This is a genomic window from Luminiphilus syltensis NOR5-1B (genome assembly GCF_000158175.1).
Classification (GTDB): Bacteria; Pseudomonadota; Gammaproteobacteria; order Pseudomonadales; family Halieaceae; genus Luminiphilus; species Luminiphilus syltensis.
Map to the genome: position 1 here is coordinate 2411555 of NZ_DS999411.1, position 21145 is coordinate 2432699.

Here is a 21145-nt window from a genome sequence, read left to right on the forward strand (position 1 = left end):
GCGCGCGATTTTTCTTTGGGGTAAACATGGAAGTACTGATGAACCAACTGGCGCCATTAGCGGAGGCGCTGGGGGTCTCGGCAGCGGTGCTAGAGGTTGCTGTTCTTTTCTCGCTGGGTGTGATCGGTCATCTGTTCATACGCTGGTCGGTACGGCGCCTGGCCGGGGTCGCGGATCGAACGGGAACCCAGTGGGACGACGTCGCGGTGTATGCCATATCGCCCCCTGCAGAGTGGGTGCTATGGATCGTACTCATCTATGCGTCCCTCGGGGTTGGTGAGTCTTTCGCCGGTCTGAGGGCGCAGCTGCTTCAGGTCGCTGATACGGGTTTGGTCGTGTTGCTGGGCTGGTTTATTCATCGCCTGGCGAAAGGGGTCGAGATGGAGCTGCTCGCCGAGCACCACGGTCCGCGGGACTCCGACCAGCGCGCAACGATTAGCGCGACAACGCGCCTGGTAAGAATTTGCGGTTGGGTTTTGGCCGCGCTCATGGTGCTGCAGACTCTCGGTGTTTCCATTTCGGGCATTCTTGCGTTTGGGGGTATAGGTGGGATCGCCGTCGGTTTCGCCGCCAAGGATGTGCTGGCCAATTTTTTGGGTGGCCTGAGTATTTTTCTCGATCGCCCTTTTGCCATTGGCGACTGGATACGTTCGCCGGATCGCCAGATTGAGGGGGTTGTGGAACATATCGGTTGGCGCGTGACCCGAATCCGGACCTTTGACCTGCGACCCCTTTACGTGCCGAATTCCATGTTTTCCACCATTGCACTGGAGAATCCGTCGCGAATGAAGAATCGACGGATTTTTGAAACCTTTGGTATCCGCTACGACGATGTACAGCAGATGGACGCGATTGTTGCGGATGTGCGCTCACTGCTGCAGCAGCACAAGGCCATCGATAAGGCGCGAACACTGATGGTTAACTTCACGACCTGCGGTCCGTCGTCGCTGGACTTCTTCGTTTATGCGTTTACCAAAACCACCGACTGGGTGAAGTTTCACGGGATAAAGCAGGAAGTCATGCTCAGTATTCTCGCAATCATCGAGAGCCATGGTGCTGAGGTCGCGTTCCCGACCCGAACCCTGGTGATGGCAGAGCCGGATCCGAAGCTTCTCGAGCAGCGCCTACCGCCGGAAGATTTATAAACGAGACGGTAAGCCTGCGGGCGGAGTTTGCAGATCGTCGCCAACGGGCGCAGTGGGGTTATCGTGCGAGTTGAACTCGCTCGCCTGTTCCTCCAACGCTGCCGCCGCTGCGCGTCGCTCGTCGTCAGCGGCACCCAGGGCGTAAACCTCACCCCAGGTGAGCTCGGTAAACGTAGCAACGATCTTGACTACCGGGTGATCGAAATAGCGTACCTGGCCTTCCGGCACGGAGCGGGTGTCAGCGACATGGATAACATGGCGCCAGGGCCATAGCGGGCCGGCGTCGCCGTTGACCAGGGGGCCTGCGATGGCCACCGGTGGAGTGATGGTTTCCGGCTCGGCATCTGAGGGCAAGCGATCCGCCGGCAGCGTTAAACCGGTAATCGCATCCGGGTCTGCCACCTCTGGGTCATCATCAAACCGGACTGACGCTGGGGCCGGTGGAGGGGCTATCACCTCAACCCGCTCGGGTACGGGCGGCGGCGGTGTCATAAAAAAGGTGTCGGGGAGATAGTCGCCCGCTGTGCTCCACCAGAAGTTCACCCCGATGCGCGTTTCCGTCCCTCGCCGCAATTGGGCGAAGCCCTGTAGTTGCGGCCATTGGTCCGGGGCGCGAGCACCGTCGAACACGATAGCGGGGTTTTTGCTCTCCGGTGGCTGGACCCAGGCTGTCGACAGTGCCAACCGGTCGGGTTGGCTGCGAGTCAACGCGTTAAGCCCGCTGGCCAGCAGATCAAGCGGCCGCTTCATAAAGGCTGTGGGCAAAGGGGGTGGCACGTACTCCGGCGCGTTCTCACCCTTGTTTTCCTCGTCACCCAATAGGTCCGAGTCTGACTCGGGGTCCATTTCGGCACTCGCGTCAGCGGGCTGCTCGCCGGCAGTACCGGTATCGATGAACTCCAGCGGCACCAGCTCAGGGGCCTGCTCTTCATCGGCCTCGGTGCTGGCCGCGGCGCCTTCGGTGTTGGTTAGGCCATCATCAAGGAGCGGGGTGCCTTCCTCGTCGAGATCGATGGTTGGATCAACCGTGAATGCGGGCTCGGGTTCGGGCAGAGTCACGCGGATACGACCATTCTCGTCGATGTCTATATCGGCACCGGGGTGCTGTTTTTGCAATCGATCAAGGACTTCCGAGTCGATCAACCATCGAAAATCGGCAGGGTAGGTGGGCGCTGGGTAAGCGGGCCACTGTTCGGATTCGAGCATCTGCGGTCGGTCATCAACCAGCACTGCCAGCTCAACGCGAATCCAGCCTGAATCGGCTTCGAGGTCAGGGGCCTCGTCACCAGGGAGGACGTCATCAATCGGTTGCCGGGCATTGCTTATGGGCTGTGCCTCGCCGGCCATCGCCACTAGGGACACGAGAAAAACAGCCGTAGCGATACGTAGAATCATCATGCGGCTTTACCCGAGGCGGCTTCATCGGAGAATGTGTCGAGCAGAATTTCAACGTGATCGCGACGGTCCTCAAGTTCGGGTAGGTCGCGCTTGAATCGCAGGCGATTGGCACCGGAAAGGGTGTAGCCGTGGGGGTCCGATTGCACCAGTTTTACAAGACTCATGGGGTTAACCCGGGTGGCATCGCTGAACTCGATACTACCACCGCTGGCGGTTACCTCGATTTCGTTAATGCCCAGGCGTTTCGCACGAACGCGAATGGCCGCCTGAACAAACAGGTTTTTTATGACGTCGGGAAGAAGTCCGAATCGGTCGATCATCTCGACCTGTATGTTACGCAGATCCTCGTGGGTTCGGGCGGCGGCAATGCGCTTGTAGAGGACAAGCCGCATGGTGATGTCGGGCAAATAGTTCTCAGGTATCAGCGCGGGCACATGCAACTTCACTTCGGTACCCTTGTCGAGCGGAGCGTCCACGTCGGGAATCTCTCCACGCTTGAGCGCGGCCACCGCGTTGTGAAGCATATCCAGATAAAGCGAGAACCCAACACTGTGGATCTGGCCCGACTGCTCGTCGCCGAGGAGCTCTCCGGCTCCGCGAATCTCGAGGTCGTGGGTGGCCAGCATATAGCCCGCACCGAGTGCGCCGGCGGCCTCAATCGCCTCCAGTCGTTTTTCGGCATCGCGGGTTAGCGACGATCGCGGCGGTGACAATAAATAGGCATAGGCCTGATGGTGCGACCGTCCGACCCGGCCCCTGAGCTGGTGTAATTGCGCCAGACCAAACTTGTCGGCACGCTCGATGATAATCGTGTTGGCATTTGGAATGTCGATGCCGGTCTCGATGATGGTTGAGCAGACGAGCACATGGTGTCGCTGGTGGTAGAAGTCCGACATCACCCGTTCGAGTTCGACCTCGCGCATTTGGCCATGGGCGATGCCCACCGACAGATCCGGTAACAGCGTTTGTAGCTTCTGTGCCGTTTGGGCAATGGTTTTGACTTCGTTGTGCAGATAATAGACTTGACCACCGCGCAGTGTTTCCCGCAAAACCGCTTCTTTGACCAGTGCAGTGTTGTGCTCGCGGATAAATGTTTTTATCGACAGCCGGCGCGCTGGTGGCGTTGCGATGATCGAAAGGTCGCGCAGCCCCCCCAGCGCCATATTCAGCGTTCTCGGAATGGGCGTTGCCGTCATGGTGAGGATATCGATTTCCGCCCGTAGCGCCTTTATCGACTCCTTCTGTTTTACACCGAAGCGATGTTCCTCGTCGATGATCAGAAGTCCCAGGTCATTGAAGCGAAAATCAGTTTGCAGGAGCTTGTGGGTGCCCACCAGAATATCGACGTCGCCGGATTCCACGCGCTTGGCGACCGCAGCAATATCCTTGGCCGTCTTGAAACGGGAAATGACCTCTACCGTCACCGACCAGCCGGCGAATCGATCACGGAAACTGTTAAAGTGTTGCTGGGCCAGTAGGGTGGTGGGCACGAGGACCGCGACTTGTTTACCGTTGCGCGCTGCGAGGAAGGCCGCACGCATGGCGACTTCGGTTTTGCCAAAACCCACATCACCGCAGACCAGGCGATCCATCACTCCGGGCGCGCACATATCGTTGCGCACCGCTTCGATTGCCGCTGCCTGGTCCGGCGTTTCTTCAAAGGGGAACTGGTTGCAGAAGCGATCCCAGGCGTCGGGCTCCCAGGCGTGCGCAAAACCCTGGCGGGCTTCACGGCGCGCGTAAACCTCGAGTAGTTGTGCGGCGACGTCAGAGGCGCGTTTGCTGGCTTTGCGGCGGGCTTTTTCCCACTGCTCACTGCCCAATCGATGCAGGGGTGCGGAATCGGGATCGCTACCGGTATAGCGGCTAATCAGGTGTAGGGATCCCACCGGCACATAGAGTTTGTCGTCGCTCGCATATTCCAGTACCAGGAATTCGGCGGGATCATTCTCTATTTCGAGGGTCTGAAGACCAATGTAGCGACCCACACCATGCTCCAGGTGGACCACCGGCACTCCGGGACTCAATTCGGTCAGATCGCGAATCACCGCCTGGGCATCGGTTTCTTCGGTTTTCCCGCGCCGCCTGCGCTGGGCGACCCGTTGGCCAAAAAGCTGGCTCTCTGCGACGAGGGTGGGCTTGCCGGGCCCGGCGTAGATGCCGCGATCCACCGGTGAGACGGTAATCGCCAGGGGGAGGTCGCGTTCGATAAAGTCGTGCCAGTTATCGGCTGATTCCGGCGATACGCCGTGCTTGATCAGATTCTCCAGCAGTACCTCTTTCCGCCCCGCGCTCTCGGCGCACAGCAGCACGGGCGCTTTGTGGGTCTGAATAAATTCGCGCAAGCGATCGATGGCGTTACCGCTGCTGTTATCGCCACTGAATTCGGGAGGTTTGTCCAACTCGGTACGCGCGTGTACCGGTGCCTGGGCATCGTTACGCAGCTCGAGCACGGCGTATTGCTTCAGAGACGCATACAAGTCTTCAACGGGGGTAAAGACACGGGATGGTGGTAGTAGGGGGCGTCTTGGATCAATGCCATATTCGGAGTGGCGATGGGTGATCTCCTCCCAAAATCGCTCGGCAGCGCCATGATGGTTGCCAACGGTGATCACCGCCGTGTTGGCCGGAAGAAAATCCAATACGGTTCCGGTTTCCTCAAAAAATAGCGGCAGGTAATACTCCGCGCCGCCCGGAACCCGACCATTGCAGAGCTCGGTAAAAGTAGGGCATTGCTCCGCATCCCCTTCAAACTGACGAAACCAGTTCATCTGAAAGCGATGGATGGCCTCCTCGGTCAGCGGGAACTCGCGCGCCGGTAACAGGCGGATTGAATCCATACGCTCGACGGTACGCTGGCTCTCGGGATCGAAGGTGCGCAGGCTCTCTATCTCGTCATCGAAGAGATCGATTCGATAGGGCAGCTCGCTGCCCATGGGGAATATATCGAGCAACGCACCGCGCACTGCGTATTCACCGTGTTCAAAAACGGTCTCAACCGCCCGATAACCCGTCCGCTGCAGGTCCCTGACCACCTGGTTGAGGTCGAACGCCTCGCCGGGTCTGAGATTCAGCGTATTGCCATTGACGTACCAGGTCGGCGGGGTGCGCTGCATCAGGGTCGTAATCGGCACAATTACCACGCCGCGATCGAGCTTGGGGAGCCTGTAAAATGCGCTCAGGCGTTCCGACACGATATCGGGGTGGGGAGAAAAGTGGTCGTAGGGTAGGGTCTCCCAGTCCGGCAGGGCGAGCACCGGTGTGTCGGCCGAGGCAAAAAGCGCCAATTCCCGCTCGAGGTTGAGCGCGCTGCTGGTATTGGGGGTGACGACAAGCAGCGGTCGACCCCGCTCCGCGAGTTCGGCGACGCACAGGGTCTCGGCAGCGCCGTAAAGCGGCCCAATCGCGCTGCGCGTGGCGGGCTTGTCGGGCCACGGGAGATTGCTGATCAAAGAGTCGAACATGGGTTATCCAGGGTAGTGGGTCGCACATTTTAGGGGTGTTCGGTGACCGGCTCCACCGCGGGACATGGCGTGGGTTTGCCTGATATGACTTGCACCCATCGTTCTTCGGTCAGATAATCCGCGCCTCAGAAATTGCCGCCAGGCGACAGGAGAGCCAGTGTGACGGAACAGCGCAAGCGACAACGACCCGACGATTATTTCTCAGACTGGAAGCAGCGTGAAGCGTTGGCGGAATCCATGGTGCCGGCGGTGGGGCAACTGGCCCGTGAGCACAACGTGAAATGCTATATCTATGGGCGCTCCCTCGTCAATCAGTCGGTGCTCGATATCATGAAGAGCCACCGCTACGTGCGTCAGGTCGAGCGCAATGAACTGTCGGAGTTCGAAACATCTCCAGTGCTCAAGGCCATACAGTCCCTCAACCTGGGTCCCTCTCACATCGACATCGGACGTCTGGCGGTCAGTTACTACGACAAGGGTGAGGGCTCCGATCTCTCGGTGGAGCAATACGTCGAGCAGCAGCTCGATTATCTGCTGTCCTCCCAGCAGCAGCCGGTGGACAAGCCGGTGGATGTCGTGCTGTACGGATTCGGTCGCATCGGTCGTCTCATGGCCCGGATCCTCATCGCCAAAACCGATGGCGGGAGAAGTCTGCGCCTGCGGGCGGTCGTTGTGCGCAAGGGCAAGGCTGAAAATGATCTGGTGAAGCGCGCGAGCCTGCTCCGCCGGGACTCGGTCCACGGCGCCTTCGAGGGCACGATTCGCTGCGATGCGGAGCGCCAGAGTTTTGTCGCCAACGGCAACGAAGTGCGGGTCATTTACGCCAATAGCCCCGAGGAGATCGACTACACCCAGTATGGAATCAACGATTGTATTGTCGTTGACAACACGGGGGTGTGGCGAGATCGAGAAGGCCTCTCCGGGCATTTGAAGTCAAAGGGGGTTCGCAAGGTAATTCTTACAGCGCCGGGCAAGGGCGATCTTAAAAATATCGTTGCCGGCATTAACAATGACATCATTGATGAGGACGACCGCATCGTCTCAGCGGCGTCCTGCACCACCAATGCGATTGCTCCGCCATTGAAGGCGCTGGATGACCGATTTGGCATTGTTACCGGCCACGTTGAGACGGTTCACAGCTATACCAATGACCAAAACCTGATCGACAACTATCACAAGGCCGAGCGCCGCGGTCGCTCAGCCCCGTTGAATATGGTCATTACCGAGACGGGTGCGGCGAAGGCGGTTGCCAAGGTGCTGCCCCAGCTCGAGGGTAAATTGACCGGTAATGCGATTCGCGTCCCCACGCCCAATGTCTCCATGGCGATACTGAACCTGACCTTGGGTGAGGAGACCACAGTGGAGGCGCTCAATGAGTTCATGCGGGATACCGCGCTCAACTCCACAATGCGCAAGCAGATTGATTACTCGGCTTCTCCCGAGGTGGTGTCGAGTGATTTTGTGGGTTCCCGGGCGGCCTGTGTTTTTGATGCCAAAGCGACGATCGTCAACGGTAAGCAGGCCGTACTGTATCTCTGGTATGACAATGAATTTGGCTACAGCTGTCAGGTTTATCGCATTCTTGAGCAGATGGCGGGCATCCGCTACCTGACATACCCGCCTGGTGACAGAGGCACGCTGTAATACTGGCCCTTTGAGCGGGGTGCAGTAGTAACCCGCGGGCCATTCCGCTACAATTCACGGGACCGATGAAGGCTTCAAAGCCTCGGGCCAGCAGAGCCCTCGGTCATTGATGAACAGGCGCGTTGGGGGCAATCTTTCAGGATTGAAATGCGCGAGAAGTAATTCAGTCTCGACCACAGAATCCCATCCGCGTCCGTTTCCCGGAGAGGCCTTGAGCCCTCGGGATAACAGCCATTTGATGATGCGGGTTTGCACATGATTAAAATTCGGCGCGGTTTGGATATTCCGCTTGCCGGGGCTCCTGAGCAACACATTGACGCGGCCCCTGCGGCCCGAACAGTTGCGCTCGTCGGTCCCGACTATATAGGCATGAAGCCGACCATGGTGGTTGCTGAGGGCGACCGGGTGAAACGGGGCCAGATTGTTTTCACCGATAAGAAGCTGGAGGGTGTCAACTACACGGCACCGGCCGGAGGCAAGGTCGTTGCCATCAATCGCGGTGCGCGCCGGGTATTCCGTTCGTTGGTGATCGAGGTCGACGACGATTCTGCCGAATCTTTTGCAAGCTATACGCCAGAGGCGGCGCGAGGGCTCTCCGCCGATGTGATCAAGACCCAACTGCTGGCGAGTGGGCAGTGGACTGCAATCCGCGCGCGCCCCTACAGCAAGGTGGCCGACCCATCGACAGCGCCCACCGGACTCTTTATTACCGCGATCGATACGCAACCGGGAGCTCCTGACCCCGCACTGATTATTGCCGAGCAATCCGATGCCTTTGCCCTGGGCCAGGATCTTCTCGCCGCGTTGGCGGATTGTCCGGTTTATCTTTGTGCCGCACCGGGCGCAGATATTCCCCAGGGAACCCATGGGCGTATAGAACGACATGATTTTTCAGGGCCGCATCCCGCCGGGCTCGCCGGAACCCATATCCATTTCCTGATGGGAGCCTCCCTGGGCCAGATTGCCTGGGTCATCGGTTACCAGGACGTCATTGCCATCGGCCGTCTTTTTCTGGATGGCGAGCTTTACACAGAACGTGTCGTCGCTCTCGCGGGTCCTCAGGTCAACAATCCCCGTCTGCTGCGCACCCAGTTGGGTGCTGATCTCCAGGAGTTGATTGCGGGTCAGGTTGCCTCCGGCGAAAGTCGCTTGATTTCCGGCTCTGCGCTCGGTGGTCGCCACTGCCAAACCGACGTGGCCTACCTCGGTCGGTTTCATAATCAGGTGTCGGTCCTCGCTGAAGGCCGCGAGCGTGAATTCATGGGCTGGCTCTCGCCGGGTGCCCGCAAGCACTCGGTAATGGGTATTTACCTGAGCAGCTGGTTTGGTACCAAGCCGCTGGCGATGAATACGACCACCAATGGCAGCGAGCGCGCAATGGTGCCTGTGGGTGCCTATGAGCGAGTTATGCCGCTGGATGTATTGGCTACCCAGTTGCTGCGATCACTGCTTGTTGGCGACACCGAAACCGCCCAGGCCCTGGGCTGTCTTGAGTTGGATGAAGAGGACCTGGCGTTGTGTACCTATGTATGTCCGGGCAAGTACGAATATGGCCCGATACTGCGGGACAACCTGAGCAGAATTGAGAAGGAGGGCTGAACCATGGGTTTACGCAGCACGCTCGACAAAATTGAACCTCACTTCACCTCCGGAGGGCGGTATGAAAAGTGGTACGCGCTCTATGAAGCCGTCGATACCCTTTTTTACTCCCCCTCGTCGGTAACGCGCTCTACCGCTCACGTGAGAGACGGGGTAGACCTGAAACGCATCATGATCACCGTATGGTTTGCGGCGTTTCCAGCCATGTTTTACGGCATGTACAACCTCGGCTTCCAGGCTAACGACATCCTCGCTGCCACGGGTGCGGAAGTGCCGGGCTGGCGCGGTACCATCATCGGTGCGCTCGGTGGCTACGACGCTGGCAGTATTTGGGACTGCATGGTGTTCGGTGCGATGTATTTCTTACCGCTGTACGCGGTGACGTTTCTCGTGGGTGGATTCTGGGAAGTCCTGTTTGCCATGAAGCGCGGTCACGAGGTGAACGAGGGTTTTTTCGTCACCTCGATTCTGTTTGCTCTGACGCTTCCGCCCGACTTGCCCCTGTGGCAGGCCGCGCTCGGTATCTCATTCGGTGTGGTTATCGGCAAGGAAGTCTTTGGCGGTACCGGAAAGAACTTTCTCAACCCGGCATTGACCGGACGGGCATTCCTTTACTTCGCCTATCCCGCTGATCTCTCGGGTGACGCCGTATGGACCGCCGTTGACGGATATAGCGGAGCGACTCCGCTCGGTATTGTGGCGGCAGACGGCATGGGTGGATTGACCGAAGCCTATTCCTGGACACAGGCGTTCATGGGTAGCATCCCGGGCTCGATTGGGGAGACCTCGACACTGGCAGTAATGATTGGCGGTGCAGTATTGCTACTGACTCGAATCGCTTCCTGGCGAGTGGTGGCGGGGTGTTTCATTGGCATGATTGCGTTTTCAACGCTGTTAAATGCCGTGGGCTCGGATGCGAACCCGGCATTTGCCATGCCCTGGTACTGGCATATGGTCGTCGGCAGTTTTGCTTTTGGCGCGTTTTTTATGGCGACCGATCCGGTCTCGGCGGCGATGACCGATCGAGGACGCTGGGCGTATGGAATCTTGATTGGTGTGATGTGTGTCCTGATCCGGGTGGTTAATCCGGCCTTCCCCGAGGGCATGATGCTGGCGATCCTGTTTGCCAATCTGTTTGCGCCGCTGTTTGATCATTTTGCTGTTCAGTCAAACGTGAAGAGGAGGCTCGCCCGTGTCCAGCCGTAAAGAGGGTCTCGGCCGTATTCTCACCGTCGCCCTGGCGCTGTGTGTGGTCTGCTCGGTGGTGGTCTCTACCGCCGCCGTGATGCTAAAGCCGCATCAGGAGGTCAACCGTACTCGCGATCTGAAGCGCAATATTCTTATGGCGGCCGGGCAGTATGACCCTGGCGCCAGTGTCGAGGCACAATTTGAGCAGGTCACCACCAAAGTGGTCGATCTGGATACTGGTAAGTATGTCGATGGGGTTGATGCCATGGCCTATGACCAGCGTGAGGCGGCGCGTGACCCTGCACAGTCAGAGGCGTTGGCCCCCGAGGAAGACCCGGCAAAAATCCGTCGGCGTGCGAACCATGCGCTGGTTTATCTGTTCAACAATGCCGATGGCGACCTCGACAAGGTGGTGCTTCCTGTCCACGGCTCGGGCCTGTGGTCAACGCTCTACGGTTTCGTGGCGCTGCAGAGCGATGCCAATACCATTGCCGGCCTCGGATTCTATGAGCACGGCGAGACGCCGGGCCTCGGCGGTGAAGTCGATAATCCCCGTTGGAAATCGATCTGGGAGGGCAAGAAAGCCTACCGTGATCAGGAGGTGGCCATCTCGGTGGTGAAGGGTTCGGTAGACCCGACTGCCGACGGTTCGCAATGGCGGGTGGATGGCTTATCCGGCGCTACGCTTACCAGCAAAGGCGTTCACAATCTGGTGCAGTATTGGCTCGGTGAGGATGGGTTTAAACCCTATCTCAGCAACCTTCGAAAGGGAGACGTCTGATGCAAATGAAAGAAACATTGTTGGGGCCGATTTTTCGCAATAACCCCATCGCGCTGCAGATTCTTGGCATTTGTTCGGCCCTGGCGGTGACCTCATCGTTGAAGGTGACCGTGGTCATGTGTATTGCGCTGACGCTGGTGACGGCATTTTCCAATCTGTTTATTTCCATTATTCGCAACTTCATTCCGTCGAGCATCCGGATCATTGTGCAGATGACCATTATTGCGTCGCTGGTGATCGTTGTGGATCAGGTGCTGCAGGCCGTAGCCTATGAAATTTCCAAGCAGTTATCGGTATTTGTTGGTCTGATCATCACCAACTGCATTGTGATGGGCCGTGCCGAAGCGTTTGCCATGAAGAATCCTCCACTGCCGAGCTTTATGGACGGCATCGGTAACGGTCTGGGTTACTCGTTTGTGCTTCTCGCGGTAGGTTTTGTGCGCGAACTCTTTGGCTCTGGCAAGTTGTTCGGTATTGAGATCCTGCCTTTGGCGACCGAAGGTGGATGGTACGAGCCGGTGGGGCTTTTATTGCTGCCGCCCAGTGCCTTCTTCCTGATTGGCCTGCTCATCTGGGCCATTCGCAGCTGGCAAACCGATCAGGTTGAAGCGCCTGATTTCCAGATCGCCAAACACAAGCCCGCTGAGGAGGCCGCGTAATGGAACATTATCTCAGTCTGTTTGTGCGCGCCGTGTTTATTGAGAATATGGCACTGGCCTTCTTCCTGGGCATGTGTACGTTCCTCGCAGTATCAAAGAAAGTACAGGCCGCGTTTGGCCTCGGTGTTGCCGTTGTGGTGGTGTTGACCATTACGGTGCCCGTCAACAATCTGATCTACCAGTACCTGCTGGCCGATGGCGCACTCGCCTGGGCAGGGCTTCCCGACGTGGATCTTAGCTTCCTCGGTTTGCTGAGCTATATCGGTGTCATCGCCGCGTTGGTGCAGATACTCGAGATGTTTCTCGATAAGTATGTACCCGCGCTGTATGCGGCGCTTGGCGTGTTTCTGCCGCTCATTACAGTTAACTGCGCCATCCTGGGTGCCTCGCTGTTTATGGTGGAACGCAACTACAACTTTGCTGAGAGCATGGTGTTCGGTGCCGGCTCAGGGGTCGGTTGGGCACTGGCTATCGTCGCTCTCGCGGGTATTCGTGAAAAGCTCAAGTACAGCGACGTCCCCGACGGATTGCAGGGGCTGGGCATAACGTTCATCACCGTGGGGCTTATGTCCCTCGGCTTTATGTCGTTTGGCGGCATTGATATCTGATCGAACCATAGCGAGTTCAGGGGATTTTCAGTATGGATATGACAATCGTTTATGGCGTTGCGATGTTTACAACTATCGTTATTGCGCTGGTAATGATTATTTTGGCGGCGCGTTCGAAGCTGGTTGCCAGCGGTAACGTCAGTATCGAAATCAACGGGGAGCGAACGATTGAAGTCCCCGCAGGCGGCAAGCTTTTACAGACACTGGCCGATGCAGAACTGTTTCTCGCCAGTGCCTGCGGCGGTGGCGGTACCTGCGCGCAATGTAAATGTGTGGTTAATGCGGGTGGTGGTGCGATGCTACCCACCGAGGAGAGCCATTTTACCCGCCGTGACGCCAATGCTGGCTGGCGCCTCTCCTGTCAGACGCCGGTCAAGCAGGATATGTCGATCCGAATCCCCGAAGAGGTTTTTGGTGTCAAGCAGTGGGAATGCACCGTTGAGTCAAATCCGAACGTCGCGACCTTTATCAAAGAGCTGACGCTGAGGCTTCCCGAGGGCGAGAGCGTTGACTTTCGCGCGGGAGGTTACGTTCAGCTTGAATGCCCGCCGCACCACATCAAATACAGCGATTTTGATGTCGACGAAGAGTATCGCGGTGATTGGGAGCGTTTCGGGTTCTTTAAACATGAGTCCAGCTGTGACGAGACAACAATCCGTGCCTATTCCATGGCGAATTACCCGGAAGAACGCGGAGTGGTTAAGTTCAATATTCGGATCGCAACCCCGCCCCCCGGCAGTGAGGGCATCCCGCCCGGTATTATGTCCAGCTGGGTATTCAGTCTGAAGCCGGGTGACAAGGTCACCGTGTACGGACCCTTTGGTGAATTCTTCGCCAAGGACACCGATGCGGAAATGGTCTTTATTGGGGGTGGTGCGGGTATGGCCCCCATGCGATCGCATTTGTTTGATCAGCTCAAGCGATTGAACAGCAAGCGTAAAATCTCCTTCTGGTACGGGGCACGTTCGTTGCGGGAGATGTTCTATGTCGAGGACTACGATGGGCTTGCCGAGGAGAACGAGAATTTCGATTGGCATGTCGCGCTTTCTGATCCTCAGCCTGAGGATAACTGGGACGGCCTGACCGGCTTCATCCACAACGTACTTTACGAGCAGTACCTGAAGGATCATCCCGCGCCTGAAGACTGCGAATACTACATGTGTGGCCCACCCATGATGAATGCTGCTGTGATCAAGATGCTGCTTGATCTCGGCGTTGAGCCCGAAAATATCCTGCTGGATGACTTTGGTGGCTAAGAAACAGAACGGACTGGCGCTTCTGTCGGTCCTCGTTCTCACCTTTCTTTTTTCGGGCTGCGCACGGGAGCCTGAGTTTCCGTCCCTCTCGGGAGAGACCTTTGGCACCACGTGGAGCCTGAGCTATCGTTCGCCTGACAGTGGCGTCGATGCCCAAGCGATCGAAGAACGCCTGTTGGAGGTGTTCGCGCTGATCAATGTCAGCATGAACAACTACGATCCCGAATCCACGATCGGCACTTTCAATCGATTGCCGGCAACGGAAACCATCGTCGTAGACTGGGACTTTGCCTACGTACTTACCGAGGCACTCACTATTGGCGCCTTGACCGATGGCGCCTACGATGTGACCGTCCCCCCGCTGATGGCCGCATGGGGTTTTGCCCCCGGGGGTACACCGACCGTCCCCGACGATGCCGCTGTTGAGCGTGCTCGATCGCTGGTCGGCGCCGATAAGTTGGTGTGGTCGCCGACCCGCCGCGAACTGGGTAAAACCGACGATCAGGTCGGAATTGACCTGGCATCGATTGCGAAGGGCTATGCGGTTGATCTGGGCGCCGATGCACTCGAGGAATTGGGTGTAACTGATTACCTCTTTGAAATTGGTGGGGAAGTTAGGGTAGGGGGGCAAAGCCCTCGTGGGGACGACTGGCGAATCGCTGTTGAGCGACCCGACGGCACGGTCCGGGGTGTACAGGCGGCGCTTTCAGTGAGCGATATTGGGGTTGCGACTTCCGGGGATTATCGGAACTTTTTTATCCTTGAAGGTCAGCGCTATTCGCATCTTATCGACCCCAGAAGCGGCCGGCCTATCCGACATGATGTGGTGTCGGTGACGGTGCTGCACCCATCGACGATGATGGCCGATGCCTGGGCGACAGCACTTATTGTTTTGGGCAGCGAGCGTGGGCTGGCACTGGCGGAATCCAGGGGCCTGGCCGTGTACATGGTTAGTCGGGACGGGGATGATCTGGTCGATGTCTGGACCGGGCCGCTGGTAAAATACCTGTTACCCCAACCCGAGTAGTATTAGAGTGCGGGTCATCGCTTTACTTAATATCTGGGAGTTTATTTCGTGATCTTTATTGTGACCTTCGTCGCTTTTGCCGCAGTCATGGCCGCCATGGCGGTGGGTGTTATTGCGGGCCGCGAGCCGATCAAGGGTTCCTGCGGTGGCGTGGGTGCCCTGGGAATCGATCAGAAATGCGAACTGTGTGGTGGCGACCCTCAGGTATGCGAGACCGAAACCCGGGACGGTACCGAGGGTGTCAGCCAATATAACCCCCGAGACTGAGCGAACAGCGCCGCTTTGACCTTTGTTAGCGATATTGCGCTGCGCTATGGCTTAAGCCGCCGCCAGCAGCGATTTACTCGCGTGGTGGCGCTGGTGTCGACCTTTGGCATGGTGCTTGGGGTAGCCAGTTTGATCACCGTTATGTCCATCATGAATGGCTTCTCCGATGAATTACACAATCGCATTCTTGCGGTGGTGCCTCACGGCAAACTCACCGCCAGCAGCGGTGTGCTGACCGACTGGCCCGAATTAAAACGGAAGATTATGCGGCAACCCGGTATCAAGGCCGTCGCGCCCTATATCGACGAGACGGTACTGATGCAGGCCTGGGGTCAGAGCCGCGGCTCGATCATGAAAGGTATTGACCTCGAGGCTGAGCGCGACATCAATCAGCTCCACACCCATATCGTGTCGGGTTCACTGAACGCTATCGAGGAACGTCGCTTTACGGTGGCGCTCGGGCAATCACTGGCGCGTCTGCTGGGCGTTTCCGTCGGTGATAGCGTGATAGTGACGGTGCCTTCGCTGACCGTGACGCCGCTAGGTCTTTTTCCGCGAATTAAACGGCTGGAGGTTGTCGCCGAGTTTGAGGTCGGTGCAGAGCCCGATGCCTCGCACAGCTATGTCTCGCTGGAGACGGCGCAACGCCTGCTGGGTGTGGAGGGCGTACAGGGATTGCAGTTGAGGACCGACAACCTGATGGCCGCGCCGCAAATTATCGACGCACTGGGCTCACAGCTCCCGTCCACCATCGCGCTGAGTGACTGGCGAGACACCCAGGGCTCGCTCTTTACCGCCGTACAGATGGAAAAGGTGACGGTGGCGTTGTTGCTGTTGTCCGTGATCGCAGTGGCTGCCTTTAACATCGTGTCTACCCTGACCATGTCGGTGACCGAAAAGCGCAGCGATATCGCGGTAATGCGAGTGCTCGGCGCCCGCTCGTCGTCGATCCTCGGTATATTCATAGGCTACGGCATGTTGTTGGGCGTTATCGGCGTGACTCTCGGTGCCGCCCTGGGCGTGCTCCTGTCGATCAATGTCAGTGATCTTGCCGTTTGGATTGAACAGGTTGCGGGCGTAACGCTGTTCGACCCGACGGTGTATTACATCGGGCGGCTGCCGGCACGACTGCTCTGGGACGATGTCATAGCGACGGTCATTGTGGCGTTGCTGTTGAGTCTGCTCAGTACGCTTTATCCCGCATGGCGAGCATCCAGGATTTCGCCGGTAGAGGTTTTGAATCGTGGCTGAATCCATTTTGCGCTGTATTGACCTGGCCAAAGACTATCGAGATGGAGGCCGCAGTGTGTCCGTGCTCAGTGGGGTTCAATTTGACCTCAAGGCGTCGGAGCGGGTGGCCATTATCGGTAAATCGGGTGCGGGTAAATCGACGCTGCTCAACTTGCTGGGTGGTCTTGATGTTCCAACCTCCGGGTATGTTGAGGTCTCGGGCCAGCGAATGAATAGTCTTTCTGAGGCATCGCGGTGTCGATGGCGCAACCAGAATCTTGGCTTTGTCTTCCAGTTTCACCACCTCTTACCCGAGTTCTCTGCGGTTGAGGCTGTCGCCATGCCCGCGCGAATTGCGGGTTTGTCCCGTCGTCAGTCGTTGGCGAAAGCCCGGGAGTTACTGGAGGAAGTGGGCCTGGGTGATCGGCTCGACCATAGACCGGGGGCGCTATCCGGTGGCGAGCGCCAGCGGGTCGCCATCGCCCGTGCACTGGTGAACGGTCCGGGGTGTGTATTGATGGATGAACCCACGGGGAATCTCGACCCGGAGGCGTCTGAGCAGGTGTTGGCAATGATGCGTGCGCTCGGCGAGCGTAACACCGCCTTTATCGTCGTCACCCACGACCCCGCTGTAGCGTCGCAGATGGATCGTCGGCTCGAATTGCGCGATCGCGCGTTGCACCCCGCCTAAATGCCCTGGTCAGAACGATGGCATCTGGCGTTGCGCCAAACCCTCGATAGAGGTGATGGACTAAGCGCATTTCTGTCCCGTTTATCAATGGTGGGGTTGATTCTCGCGGTCGCACTGCTACTCGCTGTGCTCTCGGTCATGAATGGCTTCGAGCGCGAAATGCGGGAACGCATTCTGGCGCTGGTTCCGCACGTGACCGTTCGCGGCTTCACGCCGATTGAAGAGTGGGCACAGCGCAGTAGCGATATCGCCGCGTTATCCGGGGTGCAATCGGTGCAGCCCTTTGTCGAGGCCGATGCGCTTCTGATGCGAGGCCGTTCGGTTGAGGCGACTCGCCTGCTGGGTATTGGTGCGACCTCGGCGGATCGCTTTTCGTCGTTGGTGACGCCCGGCGGTGCTGAGCTGTTTGCCGACGGTGGAATTATTCTCGGCGCAGCCCTTGCCCGGCGTCTCAATGTCGAAGCGGGCTCAGGTTTAACCCTGCTTGTCCCCACGGGGGGTAACCCGGTATCGCCCGCAAGCGCACAACCCCGTCGGCTGACGGTGAACGGGTTACTCAACTCGGGAACCGAACTTGATGAGCGTTTGGTATTGGCCGATATCGACGTTGTCGCGGATCTGGCTGGAATCGAGACTGGCGTGTCCGGTCTGTCGATACAGCTCGATGATCTTTTTGCGGCCCCCGCAGTGCGCTGGCAGTTATCTCGAGAGCTTGACGCTACGCTTTATGTGAGTGACTGGACGTTGACCCAGGGTAATTTGTACGCAGCGATACGCTTGTCGCGTAATTTGATCTCGATTCTGTTGCTCTCCATCGTGGCGGTGGCGGCATTCAATGTTGTGTCCAGTCTGGTCCTGGTTGTTACCGATCGCCGTTACTCGATCGCCATCCTGTCGGCGATGGGAGCCACTTCCCGCGATATCGGCTGGATCTTTCTGATCCAGGGCGCGATCATCGGCAGCCTCGGTGCGGGTATTGGCACGCTTGCTGGCCTCGCTATGGCATATAGTGCTCCGGGGCTCGCCAGGGCCCTCGAATGGGCACTCGGCGTGAAATTACTGAATACGGATGTCTACCCGCTCAACTTTTTACCGGTTGATATACGGATCGGGGACGTTGGGCTGGTATTTTGTGCGTCGATTATTCTCTGCCTGGCCGCCGCGGTGCTTCCTGCACTCCGCGCTGCAAAGCTGCCGGTAGCGGCTACGCTGGCCAGTGCGGGCTAACGGCGTCGGGCCTGGTTCCGTTTCCGCCATTGTCTGATGACGCGCCAGCGCCACGTCACATCAATGATGAAATAACCGGTTGCTCCCATCGCAACGCCAATAATAAAACACCCCAGCAAAAACGGTCTCCAGATATCGACCAGGGTACGAGTGACCCAGTCAATACTGATTTGGAAGCCCACATCCTGCATTTCGGTGCCAAGGATTAACGCTCCAAGTTTGTAGGCCGAAAAATAGATGACGGGCAGCGTGACCGGGTTGGTAACGAAGATCAGCGCGATGCTCAGCGGAAGGTTGGCACGCCACTTTACGGAGAGAAACGCCGCGATAAAAATCTGTCCCGGGATCGGTAACATGGCGCAGAACAGCCCGATTGCGAAGGCCTTTGCGGCACACAGTCGGTTGATGTGCCAAAGATTGGGCTCATAGATCCACTCGCCGAAAACGCTCAAGCCCTTCATCTCGCGCAGGCGTTGCGGCGTCATCGCCAGCCGTTTTAGTGTTTTCTTTGGCATTTGAGCGGCGCCCGCCGATATCCCTTTTTCGGTTTGGTTTCGCGATCTTTTCCAGGCACCGGTCTGGCCTTTTCGCCCACGAACGGGGTCACTGCCTGCTGTTCATGGTGCAGAGCGCTAATTATGCCCTCAGTTCCGGGTCGGTGACAGCCGGATCCCAAATACGACCTGAACGAATGTTGGGTATTACCGCTGGGCTCATCCTGCCCCTGGCGACCCCCGACGTTCGCTGGTTGCCAGTGGTGCTGGTTCCAGCCCTGGTTGCGGCCCTTATTGCGCACCGGTGTGGGCGGGTACTGCCCGTCTGGTTTTGCATTGGAGCCGTTGTCACGACACTTCACGCGTTTTTCTGGCAGGAGCAGCAACTGACTTCCAGCTGCTATCGAGGAGAGTATGCCGCGACCTTCCGAATTAGCTCCTTCGCTCGGATCAGCACCCTGGAAGACGGTACGCCTGTACAACGGGTCCATGCCCGTTTGGTCAGCGGGTTGCCCCGTCACTGTGGACTGCCCCGCGAATTTCTGTTGGCGGTCTATGGGGATAACCGGGACTTGCCCTTGGGCGCATTGGTTGCCGGTGAGGCGCTATTGCGCCCGCCACCGTCGCAATGGAGCCCCGGGATGATTCCCGATCAGGCACGTAACGCGGCGAGTGGGCTTGACGCCGTAGCATCATTCACCGTCGGCCGTATCGACGCGGGTATTGCCAGACCGTTATTGGATGCGACGCGGCAGAAACTCGTCGACACGCTCAACCGCGCGGTTCCCTCCGGGGTCGGGGCAGGCCTGCTGCGAGCGTTGCTGGTGGCTGATGGCACCGGTTTGGACGAGGAGGTCTGGACCCTGATGCGTCGCATGGGTCTGCTCCACCTGCTGGTGATCAGCGGATTGCATATCGGTCTGGTGGCGGGCTTTTGCTGGTTGCTTGGCGGAGTGTTGTCCCGCGTGGTGAACCGAAGGGGTGCGGCGGGGTCGTTACGACCGCGGATCGTTCTGACACTACTTATGGCGCTTGCCTACGCCGGGCTGGCCGGCTTTGGTGTCGCGACGCAGCGGGCTCTGCTCATGTTACTGGGAATCAGCATTGCGCGAATCCTGGGGTGGAGTACCCGGCCCGTAAATGGCCTGTTATTTGCTGTGGTATTGATACTCGTACTGAATCCCTTTGCAGCGCTGTCGCCCGGTTTATGGATGAGCGTGACGGCAACTGCACTACTGCTGTGGTTATCGCAGCGTCCGTGGGCGGGTGGGCTCGCGGCCAGGCTTTTTCTGCTGCAGATCGTAATGTCGATCGTATTGCTGCCGATGTCCTGGTTCTGGTTTGGCGGTGGCAGTCTGGGGGCGATTATTACCCATTTGCTGGTCAACCCACTCATCACGGTTTGGGTACTACCGCTGGGGTTGCTTGGGGTCGTTCTCGCGCCAGTTATGGAGGTATCCGCCGCGATGCTCTGGCGGGCGGCGTTGTGGCCGGTGCCACTGATGTTGGACGCGTTGCACTGGATGGACCAGCACCTGGGTGAATGGGTGTGGATCGAACGCCATCTGAGTTTTTCTACGGCCTTGACGGCGTTGGGTGGGCTACTGATTTTTGTCCGGCACACCCGCTGGCTCGCCGTTGCACTGCTTATCTTTATGAGCTTTGTGGTGCGGACACCACCGCCGCTCGCCCGGTTGTCGGTGCTGGATGTCGGCCAGGGAACCGCGGTGGTGTTCGAAGCCAACGGGCGCCATCTGCTTTACGATACCGGTGGTGGCTCGGCGTCCGGATTCAATCAGGCGGTTAAGGTCGTTGCACCCTTGCTGCGCTCTGCGGGGGCCGATGCCATCGATACCCTGATGATCAGCCACGGTGACCTTGACCATAGCGCCGGTTTGGGCACGATCAAGTCGAATTTTGCTAGCGAGAGAGATCTCGGCTGGGGCGGCGAACCCTGTCGGATGGGTGCACGATGGTCCTGGGGTGAGGACGTGAATTTCGAGGTCTTACACGGTGATGGGCACGCTCAATCAAACCGTAATGCCCATTCCTGTGTGCTGCGGATAGAGGCCTTTGGTGTTGTCTTTCTACTTGCCGGCGATATACCGAGCCGGGTTGAGCTCGCCCTTGGGCAATACTGGAGAGAGCAGCTTGCGGCGGATGTGTTGTTGGTATCCCATCACGGTAGTGGGACTTCATCGAGTCACGGCTTTCTGAAATGGGTCAAGCCGGCCTATGCGGTGCTCAGCCACGGGTTGGCGAACCGTTTCGGTCACCCCGATGCCAATGTCGTGAGTCGGCTACAAGTTCATACACGCGATATGGTATCAACGGCCCACCTTGGCACGCTCCGCTTCGAGGTCGATGCCCCGGGCGCACTCTGTTTCAAGCCCATGAGGAATCGGTGGACGCCATTTTGGCTTCGCGTACCCCCAAGCTGACATTGGGGTCCTCGCGGCGGAGCATA

17 protein-coding genes are annotated in these 21145 nt (G+C 58.2%); 14 read left to right on the plus strand and 3 right to left on the minus strand.

Going from position 1 to position 21145, the window contains the following annotated elements:
• The first annotated feature begins 26 nt into the window (after positions 1–26).
• Positions 27–1145, plus strand: coding sequence for a mechanosensitive ion channel family protein (locus NOR51B_RS10880; protein ID WP_040482037.1), 1119 nt, complete (start codon positions 27–29; stop codon positions 1143–1145).
• Here the strand turns inward: NOR51B_RS10880 and NOR51B_RS10885 are convergent.
• Both NOR51B_RS10885 and mfd read right to left on the minus strand, forming a co-directional pair.
• Positions 1140–2543 carry a hypothetical protein gene (locus tag NOR51B_RS10885; RefSeq protein WP_040482038.1) on the minus strand — a complete coding sequence of 468 codons (1404 nt, stop codon included), beginning with the start codon at positions 2541–2543 and terminating at the stop codon, positions 1140–1142. The genes NOR51B_RS10880 and NOR51B_RS10885 overlap by 6 nt on opposite strands.
• Complete coding sequence (gene mfd, locus NOR51B_RS10890; protein ID WP_009018963.1) at positions 2540–6007, minus strand: transcription-repair coupling factor; 3468 nt, start codon at positions 6005–6007, stop codon at positions 2540–2542. The genes NOR51B_RS10885 and mfd overlap by 4 nt, the downstream gene beginning before the upstream one ends.
• A gap of 159 nt (positions 6008–6166) precedes the next feature.
• Between mfd and NOR51B_RS10895 the strand changes: the two genes are divergently transcribed.
• From NOR51B_RS10895 to NOR51B_RS10950, 12 genes are all read left to right on the plus strand, one after another.
• Entirely contained in the window at positions 6167–7651 is a 1485-nt protein-coding gene (locus NOR51B_RS10895; protein ID WP_009019350.1) for a glyceraldehyde-3-phosphate dehydrogenase, read from the plus strand.
• A gap of 255 nt (positions 7652–7906) precedes the next feature.
• Positions 7907–9250, plus strand: a complete 1344-nt coding sequence (locus NOR51B_RS10900) for a Na(+)-translocating NADH-quinone reductase subunit A (RefSeq protein WP_009020105.1) — start codon at positions 7907–7909, stop codon at positions 9248–9250.
• A 3-nt stretch (positions 9251–9253) separates the two neighbouring features.
• Positions 9254–10456, plus strand: a complete 1203-nt coding sequence (locus NOR51B_RS10905) for an NADH:ubiquinone reductase (Na(+)-transporting) subunit B (RefSeq protein WP_009020502.1) — start codon at positions 9254–9256, stop codon at positions 10454–10456.
• A complete protein-coding gene (locus tag NOR51B_RS10910) occupies positions 10443–11219 on the plus strand; it encodes a Na(+)-translocating NADH-quinone reductase subunit C (protein ID WP_009020724.1) in 777 nt (258 codons plus the stop codon). The genes NOR51B_RS10905 and NOR51B_RS10910 overlap by 14 nt, the downstream gene beginning before the upstream one ends.
• Complete coding sequence (locus NOR51B_RS10915) at positions 11219–11878, plus strand: NADH:ubiquinone reductase (Na(+)-transporting) subunit D (protein WP_009020520.1); 660 nt, start codon at positions 11219–11221, stop codon at positions 11876–11878. The genes NOR51B_RS10910 and NOR51B_RS10915 overlap by 1 nt, the downstream gene beginning before the upstream one ends.
• Positions 11878–12486, plus strand: a complete 609-nt coding sequence (gene nqrE, locus NOR51B_RS10920) for an NADH:ubiquinone reductase (Na(+)-transporting) subunit E (protein ID WP_009019715.1) — start codon at positions 11878–11880, stop codon at positions 12484–12486. Before NOR51B_RS10915 ends, nqrE begins: the two co-directional genes overlap by 1 nt.
• Positions 12487–12518: 32 nt before the next feature.
• Positions 12519–13742 (plus strand): NADH:ubiquinone reductase (Na(+)-transporting) subunit F, encoded by a 1224-nt coding sequence (nqrF, locus tag NOR51B_RS10925; protein WP_009020796.1) that lies wholly within the window; start codon positions 12519–12521, stop codon positions 13740–13742.
• Positions 13726–14769 (plus strand): FAD:protein FMN transferase, encoded by a 1044-nt coding sequence (locus tag NOR51B_RS10930; RefSeq protein ID WP_040482039.1) that lies wholly within the window; start codon positions 13726–13728, stop codon positions 14767–14769. The genes nqrF and NOR51B_RS10930 overlap by 17 nt, the downstream gene beginning before the upstream one ends.
• Before the next feature lie 48 nt (positions 14770–14817).
• Positions 14818–15036 (plus strand): (Na+)-NQR maturation NqrM, encoded by a 219-nt coding sequence (nqrM, locus tag NOR51B_RS10935; RefSeq protein WP_009019159.1) that lies wholly within the window; start codon positions 14818–14820, stop codon positions 15034–15036.
• A gap of 15 nt (positions 15037–15051) precedes the next feature.
• Complete coding sequence (locus NOR51B_RS10940) at positions 15052–16287, plus strand: lipoprotein-releasing ABC transporter permease subunit (protein ID WP_009021539.1); 1236 nt, start codon at positions 15052–15054, stop codon at positions 16285–16287.
• A complete protein-coding gene (locus NOR51B_RS10945; protein WP_040482040.1) occupies positions 16280–16957 on the plus strand; it encodes an ABC transporter ATP-binding protein in 678 nt (225 codons plus the stop codon). Before NOR51B_RS10940 ends, NOR51B_RS10945 begins: the two co-directional genes overlap by 8 nt.
• Positions 16958–18184, plus strand: coding sequence for an FtsX-like permease family protein (locus tag NOR51B_RS10950; RefSeq protein WP_009021005.1), 1227 nt, complete (start codon positions 16958–16960; stop codon positions 18182–18184).
• On the opposite strand, the gene NOR51B_RS10955 is transcribed toward NOR51B_RS10950, so the two are convergent.
• Positions 18181–18699, minus strand: a complete 519-nt coding sequence (locus tag NOR51B_RS10955; protein WP_009021577.1) for a DUF2062 domain-containing protein — start codon at positions 18697–18699, stop codon at positions 18181–18183. The genes NOR51B_RS10950 and NOR51B_RS10955 overlap by 4 nt on opposite strands.
• A 176-nt stretch (positions 18700–18875) precedes the next feature.
• On the opposite strand from NOR51B_RS10955, the gene NOR51B_RS10960 reads away from it, so the two are divergent.
• Positions 18876–21119, plus strand: coding sequence for a DNA internalization-related competence protein ComEC/Rec2 (locus NOR51B_RS10960; RefSeq protein WP_009019681.1), 2244 nt, complete (start codon positions 18876–18878; stop codon positions 21117–21119).
• The last annotated feature ends 26 nt before the right edge of the window (positions 21120–21145 follow it).

Excerpts from the sequence above, each read along its gene's own strand:
- NOR51B_RS10880 (WP_040482037.1), top strand. The coding sequence starts at position 27 with ATGGAAGTACTGATGAACCAACTGGCGCCATTAGCGGAGGCGCTGGGG.
- NOR51B_RS10885 (WP_040482038.1), bottom strand. The coding sequence starts at position 2,543 with ATGATGATTCTACGTATCGCTACGGCTGTTTTTCTCGTGTCCCTAGTG.
- mfd (WP_009018963.1), bottom strand. The coding sequence starts at position 6,007 with ATGTTCGACTCTTTGATCAGCAATCTCCCGTGGCCCGACAAGCCCGCC.
- NOR51B_RS10900 (WP_009020105.1), top strand. The coding sequence starts at position 7,907 with ATGATTAAAATTCGGCGCGGTTTGGATATTCCGCTTGCCGGGGCTCCT.
- NOR51B_RS10905 (WP_009020502.1), top strand. The coding sequence starts at position 9,254 with ATGGGTTTACGCAGCACGCTCGACAAAATTGAACCTCACTTCACCTCC.
- NOR51B_RS10915 (WP_009020520.1), top strand. The coding sequence starts at position 11,219 with ATGCAAATGAAAGAAACATTGTTGGGGCCGATTTTTCGCAATAACCCC.
- nqrE (WP_009019715.1), top strand. The coding sequence starts at position 11,878 with ATGGAACATTATCTCAGTCTGTTTGTGCGCGCCGTGTTTATTGAGAAT.
- nqrF (WP_009020796.1), top strand. The coding sequence starts at position 12,519 with ATGGATATGACAATCGTTTATGGCGTTGCGATGTTTACAACTATCGTT.
- NOR51B_RS10930 (WP_040482039.1), top strand. The coding sequence starts at position 13,726 with ATGACTTTGGTGGCTAAGAAACAGAACGGACTGGCGCTTCTGTCGGTC.
- NOR51B_RS10950 (WP_009021005.1), top strand. The coding sequence starts at position 16,958 with ATGCCCTGGTCAGAACGATGGCATCTGGCGTTGCGCCAAACCCTCGAT.
- NOR51B_RS10955 (WP_009021577.1), bottom strand. The coding sequence starts at position 18,699 with ATGCCAAAGAAAACACTAAAACGGCTGGCGATGACGCCGCAACGCCTG.
- NOR51B_RS10960 (WP_009019681.1), top strand. The coding sequence starts at position 18,876 with ATGTTGGGTATTACCGCTGGGCTCATCCTGCCCCTGGCGACCCCCGAC.